Source organism: Psychrobacillus sp. FSL K6-4046 (assembly GCF_038624605.1).
Taxonomy (GTDB): domain Bacteria; phylum Bacillota; class Bacilli; order Bacillales_A; family Planococcaceae; genus Psychrobacillus.
On record NZ_CP152020.1, the window covers coordinates 3,404,861 to 3,421,373 of the forward strand.

General features: G+C 41.7%; 12 protein-coding genes, 8 tRNA genes and 3 rRNA genes. 3 read left to right on the plus strand and 20 right to left on the minus strand.

Annotated elements, in window-relative coordinates; translation table 11 throughout:
• Positions 1–59: 59 nt before the first annotated feature.
• Entirely contained in the window at positions 60–1,040 is a 981-nt protein-coding gene (locus MKY09_RS16695) for a GNAT family N-acetyltransferase (protein WP_251557091.1), read from the minus strand.
• A 75-nt stretch (positions 1,041–1,115) separates the two neighbouring features.
• Between MKY09_RS16695 and MKY09_RS16700 the strand changes: the two genes are divergently transcribed.
• A complete protein-coding gene (locus tag MKY09_RS16700; protein ID WP_298470217.1) occupies positions 1,116–2,255 on the plus strand; it encodes an FAD-dependent monooxygenase in 1,140 nt (379 codons plus the stop codon).
• A 74-nt stretch (positions 2,256–2,329) separates the two neighbouring features.
• Here MKY09_RS16700 and MKY09_RS16705 read toward each other — a convergent pair whose 3' ends face one another.
• The 6 genes from MKY09_RS16705 to MKY09_RS16730 all read right to left on the minus strand — a co-directional run bounded on the left by MKY09_RS16705 (position 2,330) and on the right by MKY09_RS16730 (position 6,259).
• A complete protein-coding gene (locus MKY09_RS16705; RefSeq protein ID WP_342567153.1) occupies positions 2,330–2,467 on the minus strand; it encodes a hypothetical protein in 138 nt (45 codons plus the stop codon).
• Between the two features lie 15 nt (positions 2,468–2,482).
• Positions 2,483–3,193 carry a hypothetical protein gene (locus MKY09_RS16710; RefSeq protein ID WP_298470213.1) on the minus strand — a complete coding sequence of 237 codons (711 nt, stop codon included), beginning with the start codon at positions 3,191–3,193 and terminating at the stop codon, positions 2,483–2,485.
• A complete protein-coding gene (locus MKY09_RS16715; protein ID WP_342567154.1) occupies positions 3,190–3,921 on the minus strand; it encodes a hypothetical protein in 732 nt (243 codons plus the stop codon). Before MKY09_RS16715 ends, MKY09_RS16710 begins: the two co-directional genes overlap by 4 nt.
• Positions 3,905–4,792, minus strand: coding sequence for an ABC transporter ATP-binding protein (locus tag MKY09_RS16720; protein WP_342567155.1), 888 nt, complete (start codon positions 4,790–4,792; stop codon positions 3,905–3,907). Before MKY09_RS16720 ends, MKY09_RS16715 begins: the two co-directional genes overlap by 17 nt.
• Positions 4,792–5,163, minus strand: a complete 372-nt coding sequence (locus MKY09_RS16725; protein WP_169361120.1) for a GntR family transcriptional regulator — start codon at positions 5,161–5,163, stop codon at positions 4,792–4,794. Before MKY09_RS16725 ends, MKY09_RS16720 begins: the two co-directional genes overlap by 1 nt.
• 229 nt (positions 5,164–5,392) lie before the next feature.
• A complete protein-coding gene (locus MKY09_RS16730) occupies positions 5,393–6,259 on the minus strand; it encodes an AraC family transcriptional regulator (RefSeq protein WP_298470207.1) in 867 nt (288 codons plus the stop codon).
• Positions 6,260–6,421: 162 nt separating this feature from the next.
• Between MKY09_RS16730 and MKY09_RS16735 the strand changes: the two genes are divergently transcribed.
• Positions 6,422–7,621, plus strand: a complete 1,200-nt coding sequence (locus MKY09_RS16735; protein WP_169361554.1) for an IS256 family transposase — start codon at positions 6,422–6,424, stop codon at positions 7,619–7,621.
• Between the two features lie 333 nt (positions 7,622–7,954).
• Here the strand turns inward: MKY09_RS16735 and MKY09_RS16740 are convergent, their stop codons facing one another.
• Positions 7,955–8,914: a nuclease-related domain-containing protein gene (locus MKY09_RS16740; RefSeq protein WP_342567156.1), complete on the minus strand. Its 960-nt coding sequence runs from the start codon at positions 8,912–8,914 to the stop codon at positions 7,955–7,957.
• Positions 8,915–9,465: 551 nt separating this feature from the next.
• Here MKY09_RS16740 and MKY09_RS16745 point away from each other — a divergent pair.
• Positions 9,466–9,876 (plus strand): DUF5412 family protein, encoded by a 411-nt coding sequence (locus tag MKY09_RS16745; protein WP_342567157.1) that lies wholly within the window; start codon positions 9,466–9,468, stop codon positions 9,874–9,876.
• Positions 9,877–10,012: 136 nt separating this feature from the next.
• On the opposite strand, the gene rrf is transcribed toward MKY09_RS16745, so the two are convergent.
• The 12 genes from rrf to MKY09_RS16805 form a co-directional block, all read right to left on the minus strand.
• A 5S ribosomal RNA gene (gene rrf, locus MKY09_RS16750) occupies positions 10,013–10,128 on the minus strand.
• Between the two features lie 178 nt (positions 10,129–10,306).
• A 23S ribosomal RNA gene (locus tag MKY09_RS16755) occupies positions 10,307–13,235 on the minus strand.
• 241 nt (positions 13,236–13,476) lie between these two features.
• Positions 13,477–15,030: ribosomal RNA gene (locus MKY09_RS16760) — 16S ribosomal RNA — on the minus strand.
• The 16S, 23S and 5S rRNA genes sit together here with 8 tRNA genes alongside, the layout of an rRNA operon.
• A gap of 154 nt (positions 15,031–15,184) precedes the next feature.
• Positions 15,185–15,258 (minus strand) — tRNA-Gly (locus MKY09_RS16765).
• Between the two features lie 29 nt (positions 15,259–15,287).
• Positions 15,288–15,364: transfer RNA gene (locus MKY09_RS16770), tRNA-Arg, on the minus strand.
• A gap of 18 nt (positions 15,365–15,382) precedes the next feature.
• Positions 15,383–15,469, minus strand: a tRNA-Leu gene (locus MKY09_RS16775).
• A gap of 71 nt (positions 15,470–15,540) precedes the next feature.
• Positions 15,541–15,613 (minus strand) — tRNA-Lys (locus MKY09_RS16780).
• An 11-nt stretch (positions 15,614–15,624) separates the two neighbouring features.
• Positions 15,625–15,699: transfer RNA gene (locus MKY09_RS16785), tRNA-Gln, on the minus strand.
• Between the two features lie 3 nt (positions 15,700–15,702).
• Positions 15,703–15,778 (minus strand) — tRNA-Asp (locus tag MKY09_RS16790).
• A gap of 23 nt (positions 15,779–15,801) precedes the next feature.
• Positions 15,802–15,876, minus strand: a tRNA-Glu gene (locus tag MKY09_RS16795).
• Between the two features lie 9 nt (positions 15,877–15,885).
• A tRNA-Asn gene (locus MKY09_RS16800) sits at positions 15,886–15,960 on the minus strand.
• A 74-nt stretch (positions 15,961–16,034) separates the two neighbouring features.
• The gene (locus MKY09_RS16805) at positions 16,035–16,511 is read right to left on the minus strand and encodes a SprT family protein (protein ID WP_169360990.1); all 477 of its coding nucleotides are present in this window, start codon (positions 16,509–16,511) and stop codon (positions 16,035–16,037) included.
• Between the last annotated feature and the right edge of the window lie 2 nt (positions 16,512–16,513).

Here is a 16,513-nt window from a genome sequence, read left to right on the forward strand (position 1 = left end):
AGTGAAATCGGATTTTCCGGTTTCACTTTTTTATGGGAGGTATATCCAGCCTCTTACCTTTAAATCTTTCGCTTATATTTTAAGGAAATTGCTTGGTCCTCTAGGTTACTCTCATAAGATTGCTCCTCGTGTTGAAAGATAAAGCCACGTGACTCGTAAAAAGGAATTCCAAGCATATTGTTTTTGGCTACCGACACCCATTGCTCGTGCGCACCATACTTCGATTTCTGAACATCCGATAAATAGTTTAAAAGCTTGGTCCCGATCCCTTTATTTCGTTTCTCTGGATCCAAGTAAAGAACGTATACTTCAGCAATTCCTTCTTCATCTACCCCACCGCCTATAGCTCCAACTATTTCATTGTTCAATAGAGCGACGAAGTATCCGTTCCAAAAACGATTGGTTTCTGCAATTTCCTTTTCAATTCTATCCACAGTATAAAACTTTTCAATTACACCTTCTATGTATTCCATGGAATATAAATTCTTGTATGTGTTCCATTGGGCTGCCACACATACATCCACGATCCCTTGTTCATCTCCAGGCATTGCTTTCCTTACTATTACCTGGTCAACCTTAAGACACAAAGCTAATTGGATTCCAGCACTTCCTAAGTACCTGTGCCCCTCGTCGATAAACCCATTTTTTAAATAGACAGCCTGTGCAGCTTTATTAGCCTCATTTACACCGAGCACAACCTGCTTAATAGATGGAAAATGCTCCATTACAAACTGGGGTAAAAGCTGCATAGAAAACTTTGCTATTCCTCTCCCTTGGAAACTAGGATGAACGGAATAACCTCTAAGTAGGATACTTTCTTTCATATCCGTATAATTTAACTTATCGTCTCCAGTGTCCAATACAAAAAATCCAGCCACCTGTTCACCGTCTAAAATAACAACCGGTGTATAGGTAGGACACATTTCAACCTTTTTAAGCATTTCTATTGGGTGTCCTGTGAAGCCTAATTGCTCTTTAGACAACGGATAATTTTCTAATGCCTCTTTATGCTTGGACTCATAAATGACCAATGAAATCATATTTCTCCCTCCTCTTTTAATTAGCATATCATAAAATTTCTGCTAGACTAGAGGTACTTAAGGAGAGTGATTTCAGTGAACATTGCCATCGTAGGAGGTGGTATTGGAGGACTTTGTGCAGCAGTTACTCTGCAAAAGCAAGGTCATGAGGTGCACGTGTTTGAGTCTGCTCCAGTTTTCCACCCAATTGGTGCTGGAATAGGAATTGGCTCCAATGCTATGCAAGCACTAATGGAGATTGGTGTTGGAGAGGAGATATTCCGCAATGGCTATATCCTAAACACACAAGTCTTTCAGGACATGCATGGAAAAGTGCTCAATACGATCGATTTCTCGGTTCTAAAAAAAATGTTTGGACAAGAGAATATCACCATCCATCGAGCAAATCTTCATCGAACCTTTCTCGAAAATCTAAAACCAAATACCATTGAATATAATAAAAGATGTATACGTGTTGAGCAAAATGAGCATAAGGTTACTGCTTTTTTCGAGGATGGGACAGTCTTTGAAGCTGAGCTACTTATAGCGGCAGACGGCATTAATTCTCCTATTCGCCAACAGCTCGTTCCTGAATCTAAACCAAGATATGCTGGGTATACTTGCTGGAGAGGGATAACTGAAAACAATGGTCGAGTAAAAGAATTTACATCCACAGAGCTTTGGTCCACAAAAGGGAGATTTGGTATGGCACCTATGAAAGATGGTTTCATTTATTGGTTTGCTTGTATTAACACTTCTCCAAAAAATCCTGACTTTCAATACTTAAAGCCTAAAGAAGTGTCATTTCTCTTTGAACATTTTCCACGGGTAGCATCAGATATTATTGCAAGTACTCCGGAGGAAAAATTGCTTCATCATGACATTTCAGATATCAAGCCACTACGAAATTTTGTGTTCGATCGAGTTGTCCTATTAGGTGATGCAGCCCATGCGACTACGCCAAATATGGGGCAGGGTGCTGGACAAGCTATTGAAGATGCAATAGTCCTCGGCAATGGCTTTAAACAATTTGAAGATATAAGAAGCGTATTAGATTTTTACAATGAAAAACGAGTAGCACGCACCGGAAAGGTAATTCGTCTTTCCAGACAAATTGGAGCAATTGCCCAAATTTCTTTTAGCCCAATAGCAGCTGCTCGTGATTGGATCTTTCCCCTTCTCCCTTCAAAGTCTTTACTATGGCGTCTTAAGTTCTTATTTGATGTAAAACTATAAGAGCTGATGGAAGGATGCCAGCTTTGGATTTTTCCTTATAAGATAGAAAAGTGCCCGCATTAGCAGGCACTTTACTATTCTTTATCCCGTATTTTTTCTAAAATTTCAATGACACGCTCGTTTTGTCTTTCCATGTTTTTTAATCTCTTTTCGATTATATTAGAAGAGAAAAACACGATAAGTACTAATGCTATTCCAGCTATTAAATCCAAAACTATTTCCTCCCCTTAATAAATTTGCAATCCTAAAGCATCATCAATCTCTATATGCTTTGGAACCTTTAAGTGAATATAGGTCATACCTCTTACATTCTGATAGGAATAGGTTTCGCCACTGCTAGCTTTTGGTAGATTTACTAAACGGTTAGAAAACTCACTAAACTCCAGATTTATTCCTATTGGCTCCTTCACAGATAAATGGTTGCCAGCCCAATATAGCTCATGTAAGGGAATTATTTTATCTAAGAGAATACCTTCTATAATAAAGTTAGATCTATATTCTTTACCTTCTATCAATTGATTTTTAGCATCTGTCCATTCTACAACAAATCTAGTGGAATAAGAATCAGTGCCTTCATAGCCTATAGATAACGTATTTCCACTTAACTCATGAGACCACTCATCTATTAGAAATCTTTCAGTAAGATTATTCTCCTCGTAGTTTTTTAAAGCTTCTTCTAATTCAATATTTTCTACTTCTAGCACCTGAACTTCTTCCTCCGCCAACAGCTCTAAATGGTTATTAGGCATGAGCTCATAAACTAACATTGCTATAAATAGTATGACAATATAAGCGAAAACGATATATTTTTTAAGCTGCAAGGAACCATGTAAATTTTTTGTACCTTTCTTTATACCACCTATCAATACAAAGGATATTAATAATATTAGAACAATAGGGAGCAGGCCTACTATGAACGCTATCCATACACCACTCACGCTCTTACCTCCCATCTATTAGATACTGCAACTGAAATTAAAAAGAAAATTACTGATAAACCAAATATTTTAAGCATGAATACCCACAAGTTTCCCTCTACTATAAAGAAAAACTCTATAATATTAAGCCCTATAGAACTCATTACTATCCCAACGAGAACTATCGGAAAAATTAATATCAATGCCTTATGCTTTTGGACCAAGGATCCGATTAAATATCCAAAGGAAGTGAACATCCATATTAAGATAAATAGTAAAAGCAAAGTTTCTATGGTCTCCATAGGCTCATCCAGTATTCCCGGACCATCAATAAACTCCACGTTACTAAACAACACTTGATATAATCTCAACAAATACGTACATAAAAAAGTAGTAACCGCTGCAACGGCACTGACAATCATCAACACCACAATATTCGCGATGTTGTTACTTAGCCGTGTGGAAACAAACGTAAAATCATCATAACGGTACGCCTTCGTAGTGATTAAGTTCCCTATAAATACTGCCCATGCAGCTACAAAGAATAAGACACCATCAAGTGTGTATGTGTTGATAGTAATTTCTGTACCAATACTGCTTGTTCCTATCATTCCAGTGTTACTAGTAAGAAGTAAACCTAATAGTTGTATAAATATAAGCGAGAGAACAGCCCCTATATATGCCTGTAGTTTGAATTTCACCTGTGTCCTTATCACACTTGCTAAACTGACATTACTTAAAAACATCATCAATCCCCTCCTTTGTTTCACTCGTCACATACATACACACATCGCTCGCCGATAAAGCCTCAAGCATAGCACCCTCTGTACGAGCCTTCTCTATAGAAGAATTGTATTTTACAACAACATATTTTCTTTGATGATCTAACTGCTTGGAGAAATAAACCTCTTCCCCTTGCGTCCATCTTTCAATGTCAGTTGCATTCCCCTGTAATCCCACGGCATACTCTTTTATTTCATCAAGCGGTTGATGTAAGACCACCCTTCCTTGGTGAACCAAGAGGATATCCTCCAACAAGTGCTCTATCTCTGCTAAATGATGACTAGAGATTAAAATAGAGCGTGGATGAGCTATATAATCCTTTAACAATGCTCGGTAAAAGTCTGACCTTACTGCTTCATCCATCCCATTCATCGGTTCATCAAGCAGGGTTAGCTCACAGCGAGTAGAGAGCCCAAAAATTAGATTAAACGTAGCAGCTGTTCCTTTAGATAAGCTAGAGTGATTAAGCTTAGGATTTAATTTGAAATAATCCATTAGTCTTTTAGCAAGCTCTCCATCCCATTTTTTATAAAAGGCTGGAGCCATGTTCAAAATCTCTTCTAAATTCAGTGTGTCAGGAAAAGTCATTTGGTCATCCACTAAAATACTGTTCGCAGATACTAACAAATCATTATAGGGACTTCTATCGAAAACGCGCACTTCTCCAGAACTATGGCTGGTAAAACCAGATAGTATTTTCAGTAAGGTTGTTTTCCCAGCTCCATTGCGGCCAATTAGCCCTGTAATTTTCCGATCACTTAGCTCGAAGCTTATATCCTCCAAAGCATTCATTCGATGAAAAACTTTTTTGACATTTCGACATTCAACTACCTTCATTAGACTTCCTCCTCACATTTATGTATGAGTTGAATTAGCTCCTCTTTGGTTATTGACAATCTTTTAGCTTCCATCACTAAATCTGACACCATTTGTGTCAACGTCTGATCTCTCCGTTTAGCTAAAATCATTGCCTTGGCTTCTGTCGCTACGAACATTCCCAGTCCCCTTTTCTTATATAAAATCTCTTCTTCTACTAGTATTGTTAACCCCTTCGCCGCAGTCGCTGGATTAATATTAAACAGCTCTGCAAGCTGGTATTGGGAGTAAATTTTCTCATCATCTTTAAAATGCTCGGCTATAATTTCATTCTCTAACCATTCCGCAATTTGTACATAGATGGGCTTTGCACTATCCGAATTTAAAATCATTGCGGTAAGTCTCCTCTCAATCTAAAGTTAGTGCATTAGTGATGTAATGTAGTATATAACATAAAAATATAATTGTCTATACAATTTGGACAATAAAAAAAAATCACACCCTTAGGATGTGATCAAGAACTCAAAGAATTTATTGCCGATAAAGAACTTGATAAGAATAATTATTACAAATGTAAAACCTATTAAAAGATAACCTACTATATTTTTTAAATTCATACGACTAATTTAGCTCTATATCAAAATTTAAGTTAATCGGTTCTGCAGGCATATTATCCGGAGCTTTTAAATTGGTTGTTGGAGTTTTCTCATCTACTTCTTCAAAAGTAAACTCATCCATCCATACCATTCCGGAGCCTTGTAGTAAAACACCGAAATATATCGCTCCTGCATGCTCGGGTACATCTAAGACGACACTATAATAGTTCCACCCAGTTGTACCAGTAATAGGACGATTACTCATATTATCAAACTGAAGGGTATCGCCATCCTTGGCGTCAATGCGCATCCAAAGACCTGCAAATCCTTGTATATCCTCAGTTTTAATAAAACAAGAGAGCTTTAATCGTTTCCCACAATATTTACTAGCATGGAACTGTTGCATAACTGTCCCAAACTGTTCTTCTCCTACTGCCTTAATGGAACGCAAATAACCGGAAGCATTTCCCTTGTGCACCACTTGAAAATCTCTACCCATCTCAAAGTTTTGTGGGGTTGCCCCACTTAAAAACCAACCATTCATAACCTCTACCTCCTCTGGTTTTTCTAGTAAGGTTCGCATGAGTGTTCGATACTTCCCTGGTGGCAAACCATGCACCTTACGAAAAGCTCTCGTAAAAGCTTCCTGGGACTCAAATTGATAAGTTAAGGCCAAGTCCAAAATTCGTTCATCTGTATAAATTAGTCTTTGAGCTGCCAAGGTAAGTCTCCTATTACGAACATATTCGTGTAACGACATTCCAACCTTTTGTTGAAATAACCGATGGAAATGATAAAAAGAATAGCCAGTGACTTGTACCACTTCTTCATGTCGAACTGGCTCCTCCATTTTCTGTTCCAACCAGTTGATCGTCTGATGAATGATCTTCATTCGCTCATGCACCTCCTATTAACTACAGTTTATATGGTATAGGCTTGAATATTTTGATATTTTTTGCGGAAGTTGAGTGGGGGTTGTCTTACCGACCGATTATTTGAGAACGTATAAAATTTTGTGTAAATGACCATAACTTTCCTATAGGAGATGATCATTATGCAAAATTACGAAAATATGAGAATCAAGGATTTAGCTAGAGAGTGTCAATCTGTTGATGACATCATCGAGATGATGAAAAATCTTTTTAAAGAAACATTACAGCTTGTATTTGAGGCCGAAATCGAAGACCACCTTGGCTACTCCAAACATAGCCCGACAGGAAATAATACCGGAAACAGTAGAAATGGCTATCGTTCAAAGGTGATTCGAACAAAGTTTGGAAATACAGAATTAAATATACCTAGAGACCGCAATGGTGAATATGAACCGCAAATCGTGAAGAATTACGAGTCGTCCATCAATGGCTTAGAAGAACAGATTTTAGCTTTGTATTCCAAAGGAATGTCCACAAGAGATATCGAGTCACATATGAAAGATATATATGGTGTCGAAGTATCTCCTAGCTTGGTTAGTAAGGTAACAGATAAAATTTTACCTCAGATTTTCGAATGGCACTCCCGCCCTTTAGACCGTGTGTATCCAATTGTTTATTTGGATGCGGTCCACTTCAAGGTGAAGCACGAGAACCGTATTATTAATAAAGCTGCTTATACTGTTCTCGGCATTAATTCCGATGGAATTAAGGATATCCTTGGTATATGGGTAGGTGAAAATGAAAGCGCGAGCTTTTGGCTAGGTGTCTGTACAGACCTTAAAAGTCGTGGTGTAGAAGATATCTTTATTGCGTGTAAGGACGGACTTTCTGGCTTTACAGAAGCGATCCAGAGCACCTTTCCAAAGACGCATATTCAGTTGTGTGTGATCCATCAATTACGAAATACCATGAAGTATGTGCCTTCAAGGGAACGAAACCCGTTTATGACCGATTTAAAGAAGGTATACAAGGCTTCTACTTTGGAGCAAGCTGAACTTGAGTTTGGAAAAGTAAAGGCATCATGGAAAGATAAATATCCGAAGGTTATTGGTTCTTGGGAGGAACATTGGTTGGAGCTTACAGCTTACTTTTCCTACCCGACGGAGATACGGAAAATCATTTATACGACCAATACAGTGGAAGGATTCCATCGCCAACTGAGAAAGGTAACAAAGACAAAAACAGCCTATCCTACGGACAATTCACTAAAGAAGATTCTTTATTTGGCCACGATGGATGCCATAAAAAAATGGAATAAGCCTATTCCAGGATGGCTAGAGTGTGAGGGACAATTCAAAATTATTTTTGAGGGGCGGATTTAGTAGGATTATCCCTTGTTCATGTACAGTCGTGTTGGGCTCCGCTACGCTACACCCAAAAGTTTTACGCTTTATTTAGACCAAAAAGATAAGAAAAAGAGAGAGAAAAACCCTCTCCTTTTTGGCCATCGGTTAAGTGCTCAGGTTGCTCTTCAGCAGAGCCTTATCCCCTTAACGGATAAAGTAAGTATGTGTTTAGAATAAAGATAGTAATACATTTACACAAAATATTTTACATTCCCGATTATTTGGGAGAACCGACCGATTTTTCACTGGAACCGACCGATTATTTGGAAAAACCGACCGATTTTTTACTCGAACCGACCGATTATTCCATTAAACCAACCGATTATCTCTTTTTCTATAAAAGGTTCTCTTATTCGATCCACATTCCTTTAAATCCATCGACTTTATAATTCGTAAAGTTGCTTGCTGCGAGTTTAACTGTAAAAATTCTCTACATTCTTTATTATTCAAGCTGTCTTTTACTAGAACAAACCATTCATTTATTGCTTTTTCGTGTGCTTTACGATTTACTTGTCCACACGCCTCACAATACCAACCAGCTTTAATTTTCTTCATTCCGAACAAAGAACACAGAGGACACTGAACACCTTTAATCAAATCTTTCGGATCTATTCCCCAGGTTCCACACATAGGGTAAGGACAATAATCCTCATGATTGTTCTTTAAACTATTAGTCACCTGCTGAAACTGTTCTAGCGATAGGTAAGCCTTCTCTCTCGAGAGCCCCCATATAAAGTTGGGGATAGTAGTAGGATACATAATAGGAGAGGTGACTGGAGATTTATGAACTCTTGACTTTGTAGATCCTAATATTATTGCTCCTATAACTGGAATATCTAAACCTTTCGTTTTTAACCATTTTTGAAGCAAATTAATATTTCGTTCTAATTGAACCTCTGGGCTCTCATATATATCTACCTGACCACTTTCTAACTCTCTTCTTAAACAGAATGGATCTCTTTCAAAACTCAAGGTTCCAACAATATTTTTAGACTCTAAGATTAGTATATAATGTCGAGTAATGAATAAGGTGTCAATTTGAAATTTACCATTAGAACTCAGATTTAAGTCTAACAAAACTGCATAGTCAAAAGGAAAACTATATTTACGGAAAATGACTTCTACATTTTTCTCTCCTATAATACCTGCTTTCGCAGATAATATTTTGGAGTGAATACGTTCTTTTAGTGCATGATTATTACCTAAGCGTTCATATAGTGCTTGTAAGCCAATATAATTATAATTAATAGCCTGCTCTTTTAAAATCAAATCTTCCCTCCTTTTTGCATAATATAACATAATTTTAGAAAATGTAAATTTTACACATTTAATAACTTTTTTATTTTGCCTCCAATTATCAGCTCTTTTTTCTATTTTCCTCGTTATTACACTTTGAAAATTTTATTTTGATTGTTTCTGTCGTATATAGTTTCTATTTCCCGGGAAATGTCAATTTAGAGGAGGAACTTAAAGGTTTTATTCGACATAAATGTACTCTGGAACAATATTTTTTCTTGAATATCTTCTAGTGAAAACTTCATCTTTACTTTCTAGATTGAGAAGAGATTCCCATCAGATTCTCATTCATAAATTAGATTCTGTTTATTAATACTTAGAGAAACTTATTTATTCTATAAAACGTTATTTATTCAAAGTAAAGTTATGGGGGGAATCTTATTTTAATTTTATTTAGTATCTTAATTTCTTTCATGACTGTTTTATTATTTCTGATCTTATGTATTAACATAATAATTTTTCTCATTAAAAAGAAAACATTTCCTAAAAAATTATTGATTGCTACGTTATCTGGCGCTGCTCTGGTGTCTTCAATTTATATATATGAAATGTACTTTTTTACATTCAGTGATATTAATAAACAATATACTCAAAACGGACCTGGACCTATAACATCACCTACAGAAAAATATACTGCTAACGCATTTTATGAACCATATGGTGGTGCAGCTGGAGGAGTCAATGTATGGGTTGAAATTACATATATAAATAAAGAAAATAAAGTTAAAACTGTTTATTATGGGGATGCAAAAGGGAATTTTTCTATGGAATGGGTGGATGAAGATACCCTTTATATAATAAATGATGAACCTGAATTTCCAAATTCAAATAGAAGCATCGAATTAGAAATTGATAAAGAGATTTATCACGAAAATGGTTTAGCTTGTAAAAGTTTGCTAATGAAAAACGAGTATGATACTTGCTACCAAAACTAGTATCTCTTATTGAATCAACGGGTGTGAAAAAGCCTCCGATTTCTTGCTCACTTACATAGGAAGAGAGTGCCTTCGGCTTTTTTAAAGACAAAACAAAAAAGCCGCCACCGATTACTCGGTAACGACTTTCTTTGGTGCCCAGCGACGTCCTACTCTTGCAGGGGGAGACCCCCAACTACCATTGGCGCTGAAGAGCTTAACTTCCGTGTTCGGTATGGGAACGGGTGTGACCTCTTCGCCATCATCACTAGACTTTTTCGGCTTTCAATACACTTCGCATTGCGTTGTCAACTTCGTTCGTTCAATCAGTCACGTACGTAAGTACGTTCCTTCATTCACTCACTCGTTTCCTAGCACTGCTTGCGCCTTGAAACCCTCAGAGTTGTTCACTCAAAACTGGATAAAAGACATCATATTAGAAACAAACCATTTGGTTAAGTCCTCGATCGATTAGTATTCGTCAGCTGCACGTGTCGCCACGCTTCCACCCCGAACCTATCTACCTCATCGTCTTTGAGGGATCTTACTTACTTGCGTAATGGGAAATCTCATCTTGAGGGGGGCTTCGTGCTTAGATGCTTTCAGCACTTATCCCGTCCACACATAGCTACCCAGCGATGCCCTTGGCAGAACAACTGGTACACCAGCGGTGTGTCCATCCCGGTCCTCTCGTACTAAGGACAGCTCCTCTCAAATTTCCTACGCCCACGACGGATAGGGACCGAACTGTCTCACGACGTTCTGAACCCAGCTCGCGTACCGCTTTAATGGGCGAACAGCCCAACCCTTGGGACCGACTACAGCCCCAGGATGCGATGAGCCGACATCGAGGTGCCAAACCTCCCCGTCGATGTGGACTCTTGGGGGAGATAAGCCTGTTATCCCCGGGGTAGCTTTTATCCGTTGAGCGATGGCCCTTCCATGCGGAACCACCGGATCACTAAGCCCGTCTTTCGACCCTGCTCGACTTGTAGGTCTCGCAGTCAAGCTCCCTTCTGCCTTTACACTCTTCGAATGATTTCCAACCATTCTGAGGGAACCTTTGGGCGCCTCCGTTACACTTTAGGAGGCGACCGCCCCAGTCAAACTGCCCGCCTGACACTGTCTCCTACCCGGGTTACGGGTATGGGTTAGAATTTCAATACAACCAGGGTAGTATCCCACCGACGCCTCCTCCGAAGCTGGCGCTCCGGGCTCTAAGGCTCCTACCTATCCTGTACAAGTTGCACCAAAATTCAATATCAAGCTACAGTAAAGCTCCACGGGGTCTTTCCGTCCTGTCGCGGGTAACCTGCATCTTCACAGGTACTATAATTTCACCGAGTCTCTCGTTGAGACAGTGCCCAGATCGTTACGCCTTTCGTGCGGGTCGGAACTTACCCGACAAGGAATTTCGCTACCTTAGGACCGTTATAGTTACGGCCGCCGTTTACTGGGGCTTCAATTCGCACCTTCGCTTGCGCTAAGCACTCCTCTTAACCTTCCAGCACCGGGCAGGCGTCAGCCCCTATACTTCACCTTACGGTTTTGCAGAGACCTGTGTTTTTGCTAAACAGTCGCCTGGGCCTATTCACTGCGGCTCTTCTAGGCTATTCACCCAAAAGAGCACCCCTTCTCCCGAAGTTACGGGGTCATTTTGCCGAGTTCCTTAACGAGAGTTCTCTCGCTCACCTTAGGATTCTCTCCTCGACTACCTGTGTCGGTTTGCGGTACGGGCACCTCCCACCTCGTTAGAGGCTTTTCTTGGCAGTGTGAAATCAGGAACTCCGGACATACGTCCTTGCCATCACAGCTCAATGTTACAGAGTGCGGATTTGCCTACACTCACACCTCACTGCTTGGACGTGCATAACCAACAGCACGCTTACCCTATCCTACTGCGTCCCCCCATCACTCAAACGGTGGGGTGGTGGTACAGGAATATCAACCTGTTGTCCATCGTCTACGCCTATCGGCCTCGACTTAGGTCCCGACTAACCCTGAGCGGACGAGCCTTCCTCAGGAAACCTTAGTCATACGGTGGATGGGATTCTCACCCATCTTTCGCTACTCATACCGGCATTCTCACTTCTAAGCGCTCCACCAGTCCTTCCGGTCTGACTTCAACGCCCTTAGAACGCTCTCCTACCACTGATACCAAAGGTATCAATCCACAGCTTCGGTGATTTGTTTAGCCCCGATACATTTTCGGCGCAGCGTCACTCGACCAGTGAGCTATTACGCACTCTTTAAATGATGGCTGCTTCTAAGCCAACATCCTGGTTGTCTAAGCAACGCCACATCCTTTTCCACTTAACAAATACTTTGGGACCTTAGCTGGTGGTCTGGGCTGTTTCCCTCTTGACTACGGATCTTATCACTCGCAGTCTGACTCCCAAACATAAATCATTGGCATTCGGAGTTTGTCTGAATTCGGTAACCCGGGATGGGCCCCTAGTCCAAACAGTGCTCTACCTCCAAGATTCTAACGTTTGAGGCTAGCCCTAAAGCTATTTCGGAGAGAACCAGCTATCTCCAGGTTCGATTGGAATTTCTCCGCTACCCACACCTCATCCCCGCACTTTTCAACGTGCGTGGGTTCGGACCTCCAGTAAGTGTTACCTCACCTTCATCCTGGACATGGGTAGATCACCTGGTTTCGGGTCTACGACCACATACTCATTCGCCCTATTCAGACTCGCTTTCGCTGCGGCTCCGTCTTCTCAACTTAACCTCGCATGTAATCGTAACTCGCCGGTTCATTCTACAAAAGGCACGCCATCACCCGTTAACGGGCTTTGACTATTTGTAGGCACACGGTTTCAGGGTCTATTTCACTCCCCTTCCGGGGTGCTTTTCACCTTTCCCTCACGGTACTGGTTCACTATCGGTCACTAGGTAGTATTTAGCCTTGGGAGATGGTCCTCCCGGATTCCGACGGAATTTCACGTGTTCCGCCGTACTCAGGATACACTCTGGAGGGAATGAACTTTTGACTACGGGGCTTTTACCCTATCCTGCGGACCTTTCCAGGTCGCTTCGTCTAGCTCATTCTTTTGTAACTCCGTATAGAGTGTCCTACAACCCCAAGAGGCAAGCCTCTTGGTTTGGGCTCTTCCCGTTTCGCTCGCCGCTACTCAGGGAATCGAATTTTCTTTCTCTTCCTCCAGGTACTTAGATGTTTCAGTTCCCTGGGTGTGTCTCAGATGCGCTATGTATTCACGCAAATGTACTGCCCCATTACGGGCAGTGGGTTTCCCCATTCGGAAATCTTCGGATCGAAGCTCACTTACAGCTCCCCGAAGCATATCGGTGTTAGTGCCGTCCTTCATCGACTCCTAGTGCCAAGGCATCCACCGTGCGCCCTTATTAACTTAACCTAAAAGTTAAAAGTACTACACTTGCAATCACGTAAGTGATCACAATTTGAATATCTTGCGTTTGTTTCTTTTTTTGATGTCGTTTTATCCAGTTTTCAAAGAACAAAGCTTGTTCCTTTGCGACGAGTAATCGCAGGAGCAAGTTAAAAAGCTTTAAATGCTCATATAGAATGAACATTCAAAACTGAACTGCAAAACGTTAAGATACAGATAAAGATCTGTATTCCGAATATATCCTTAGAAAGGAGGTGATCCAGCCGCACCTTCCGATACGGCTACCTTGTTACGACTTCACCCCAATCATCTGTCCCACCTTCGGCGGCTGGCTCCCAAAAGGGTTACCCCACCGACTTCGGGTGTTACAAACTCTCGTGGTGTGACGGGCGGTGTGTACAAGGCCCGGGAACGTATTCACCGTGGCATGCTGATCCACGATTACTAGCGATTCCGGCTTCATGTAGGCGAGTTGCAGCCTACAATCCGAACTGAGAACGGTTTTATGGGATTTGCTCACCCTCGCGGGGTTGCGACCCTCTGTACCGTCCATTGTAGCACGTGTGTAGCCCAGGTCATAAGGGGCATGATGATTTGACGTCATCCCCACCTTCCTCCGGTTTATCACCGGCAGTCACCTTAGAGTGCCCAACTGAATGCTGGCAACTAAGATCAAGGGTTGCGCTCGTTGCGGGACTTAACCCAACATCTCACGACACGAGCTGACGACAACCATGCACCACCTGTCACCGCTGTCCCCGAAGGGAAAAGCCTATCTCTAGGCCGGTCAGCGGGATGTCAAGACCTGGTAAGGTTCTTCGCGTTGCTTCGAATTAAACCACATGCTCCACCGCTTGTGCGGGCCCCCGTCAATTCCTTTGAGTTTCAGTCTTGCGACCGTACTCCCCAGGCGGAGTGCTTAATGCGTTAGCTGCAGCACTAAGGGGCGGAAACCCCCTAACACTTAGCACTCATCGTTTACGGCGTGGACTACCAGGGTATCTAATCCTGTTTGCTCCCCACGCTTTCGCGCCTCAGCGTCAGTTACAGACCAGAAAGCCGCCTTCGCCACTGGTGTTCCTCCAAATCTCTACGCATTTCACCGCTACACTTGGAATTCCGCTTTCCTCTTCTGTACTCAAGTCCCCCAGTTTCCAATGACCCTCCACGGTTGAGCCGTGGGCTTTCACATCAGACTTAAAGGACCGCCTGCGCGCGCTTTACGCCCAATAATTCCGGACAACGCTTGCCACCTACGTATTACCGCGGCTGCTGGCACGTAGTTAGCCGTGGCTTTCTAATGAGGTACCGTCAAGGTACGAGCAGTTACTCTCGTACTTGTTCTTCCCTCACAACAGAGTTTTACGATCCGAAAACCTTCTTCACTCACGCGGCGTTGCTCCATCAGACTTTCGTCCATTGTGGAAGATTCCCTACTGCTGCCTCCCGTAGGAGTCTGGGCCGTGTCTCAGTCCCAGTGTGGCCGATCACCCTCTCAGGTCGGCTACGCATCGTCGCCTTGGTGAGCCGTTACCTCACCAACTAGCTAATGCGCCGCGGGCCCATCCTGTAGTGACAGCCGAAACCGTCTTTTAACATTTCCTCATGTGAGGTAATGGATTATTCGGTATTAGCCCCGGTTTCCCGGAGTTATCCCAATCTACAGGGCAGGTTGCCCACGTGTTACTCACCCGTCCGCCGCTAAATCAGAAGAAGCAAGCTTCTTCATCATCCGCTCGACTTGCATGTATTAGGCACGCCGCCAGCGTTCGTCCTGAGCCAGGATCAAACTCTCCATAATAGAGAACTTAAAAAGCTCATTTTGTTTTGCTGGCATCATCATTAAATGATGTCAAAAATTGTTTTGCGTCAATCAAACCGAAGCTTGTTGATGCTGTATGTCTTAACGTTTTGCATGTTCAGTTTTCAATGTTCATGTATTACTTTAGTATAATTGGAGCGGGTGAAGAGAATCGAACTCTCATCATCAGCTTGGAAGGCTGAGGTTTTACCACTAAACTACACCCGCATATATAATATATTAAATAATTGTTTGTTTGGCGCGCCCGGCAGGAGTCGAACCCACAACCTTCTGATCCGTAGTCAGACGCTCTATCCAATTGAGCTACGGGCGCTTAGTAAGAGACAATGCTTGGTGCGGCCGAGAGGACTTGAACCTCCACGGGGTTAACCCCCACTAGGCCCTCAACCTAGCGCGTCTGCCGTTCCGCCACGACCGCGTAGTTATAAAATGGGAAGATGTTTATTATAACTTACTCTCATGAGCTTGTCAACAATTATTGTAATATGATGAGCCATGAAGGACTCGAACCTTCGACCCTCTGATTAAAAGTCAGATGCTCTACCAACTGAGCTAATGGCTCACGAAACGAAATGGCTGGGGTACCTGGATTCGAACCAGGGCATGACGGAATCAAAATCCGTTGCCTTACCGCTTGGCTATACCCCAACATGGCGATCCCGACCGGGATCGAACCGGCGATCTCCTGCGTGACAGGCAGGCATGTTAACCGCTACACCACGGGACCTATGTATCTTTAATTCAATTAAATGGTGACCCCTACGGGATTCGAACCCGTGTTACCGCCGTGAAAGGGCGGTGTCTTAACCGCTTGACCAAGGGGCCATTTAAAGATGGCTCCGAAGGTAGGACTCGAACCTACGACCGATCGGTTAACAGCCGATTGCTCTACCACTGAGCTACTTCGGAATAATTTATGTCGTTTTGTTCTACTCGACTTTTTCTATTATAGAGAGGGTTTGGACAAACGTCAACACTTTTCATCAAATTTCTTTCATTTTTTTAAAAGAACTTAAATGCAGGTCCCCAAAACACTTGCCACACTTGAATTTCTGCGTATTTACTCGAATTTTCCGTCTATATAACAAACCACATTTTGCGCACTCATACACATACAGTTTAGTACGTTTTTGACTTTTAGGTGCTACGAGTGTAGAGCAAAATCTAGGTGAATCTGTCTGTTTTAGAAGCTGACGAAAATCTGCATCTCTATGTTTATACCCTTTCCCTTCTATATGTAAGTGATAATGACAAAGCTCATGCTTAATAACTCCAATCAACTCATTCATTCCATGTTTCTCTAACACTAGAGGATTTATTTCAATCATATGTGTTCTTAACATATACCTTCCGCCGGTACTGCGCAGTCTTTTATTGAAATAAGCTTTATGGTGAAACTTCCTTTTAAAAATCTGCATTGATATGCTACTTACTAATTCACTCAATTGTTCATCTGTCACTA

Coding starts and splice junctions, on each gene's coding strand:
- MKY09_RS16695 (WP_251557091.1), bottom strand. CDS start 1,040: ATGATTTCATTGGTCATTTATGAGTCCAAGCATAAAGAGGCATTAGAA.
- MKY09_RS16715 (WP_342567154.1), bottom strand. CDS start 3,921: ATGATGTTTTTAAGTAATGTCAGTTTAGCAAGTGTGATAAGGACACAG.
- MKY09_RS16720 (WP_342567155.1), bottom strand. CDS start 4,792: ATGAAGGTAGTTGAATGTCGAAATGTCAAAAAAGTTTTTCATCGAATG.
- MKY09_RS16725 (WP_169361120.1), bottom strand. CDS start 5,163: ATGATTTTAAATTCGGATAGTGCAAAGCCCATCTATGTACAAATTGCG.
- MKY09_RS16730 (WP_298470207.1), bottom strand. CDS start 6,259: ATGAAGATCATTCATCAGACGATCAACTGGTTGGAACAGAAAATGGAG.
- MKY09_RS16735 (WP_169361554.1), top strand. CDS start 6,422: ATGCAAAATTACGAAAATATGAGAATCAAGGATTTAGCTAGAGAGTGT.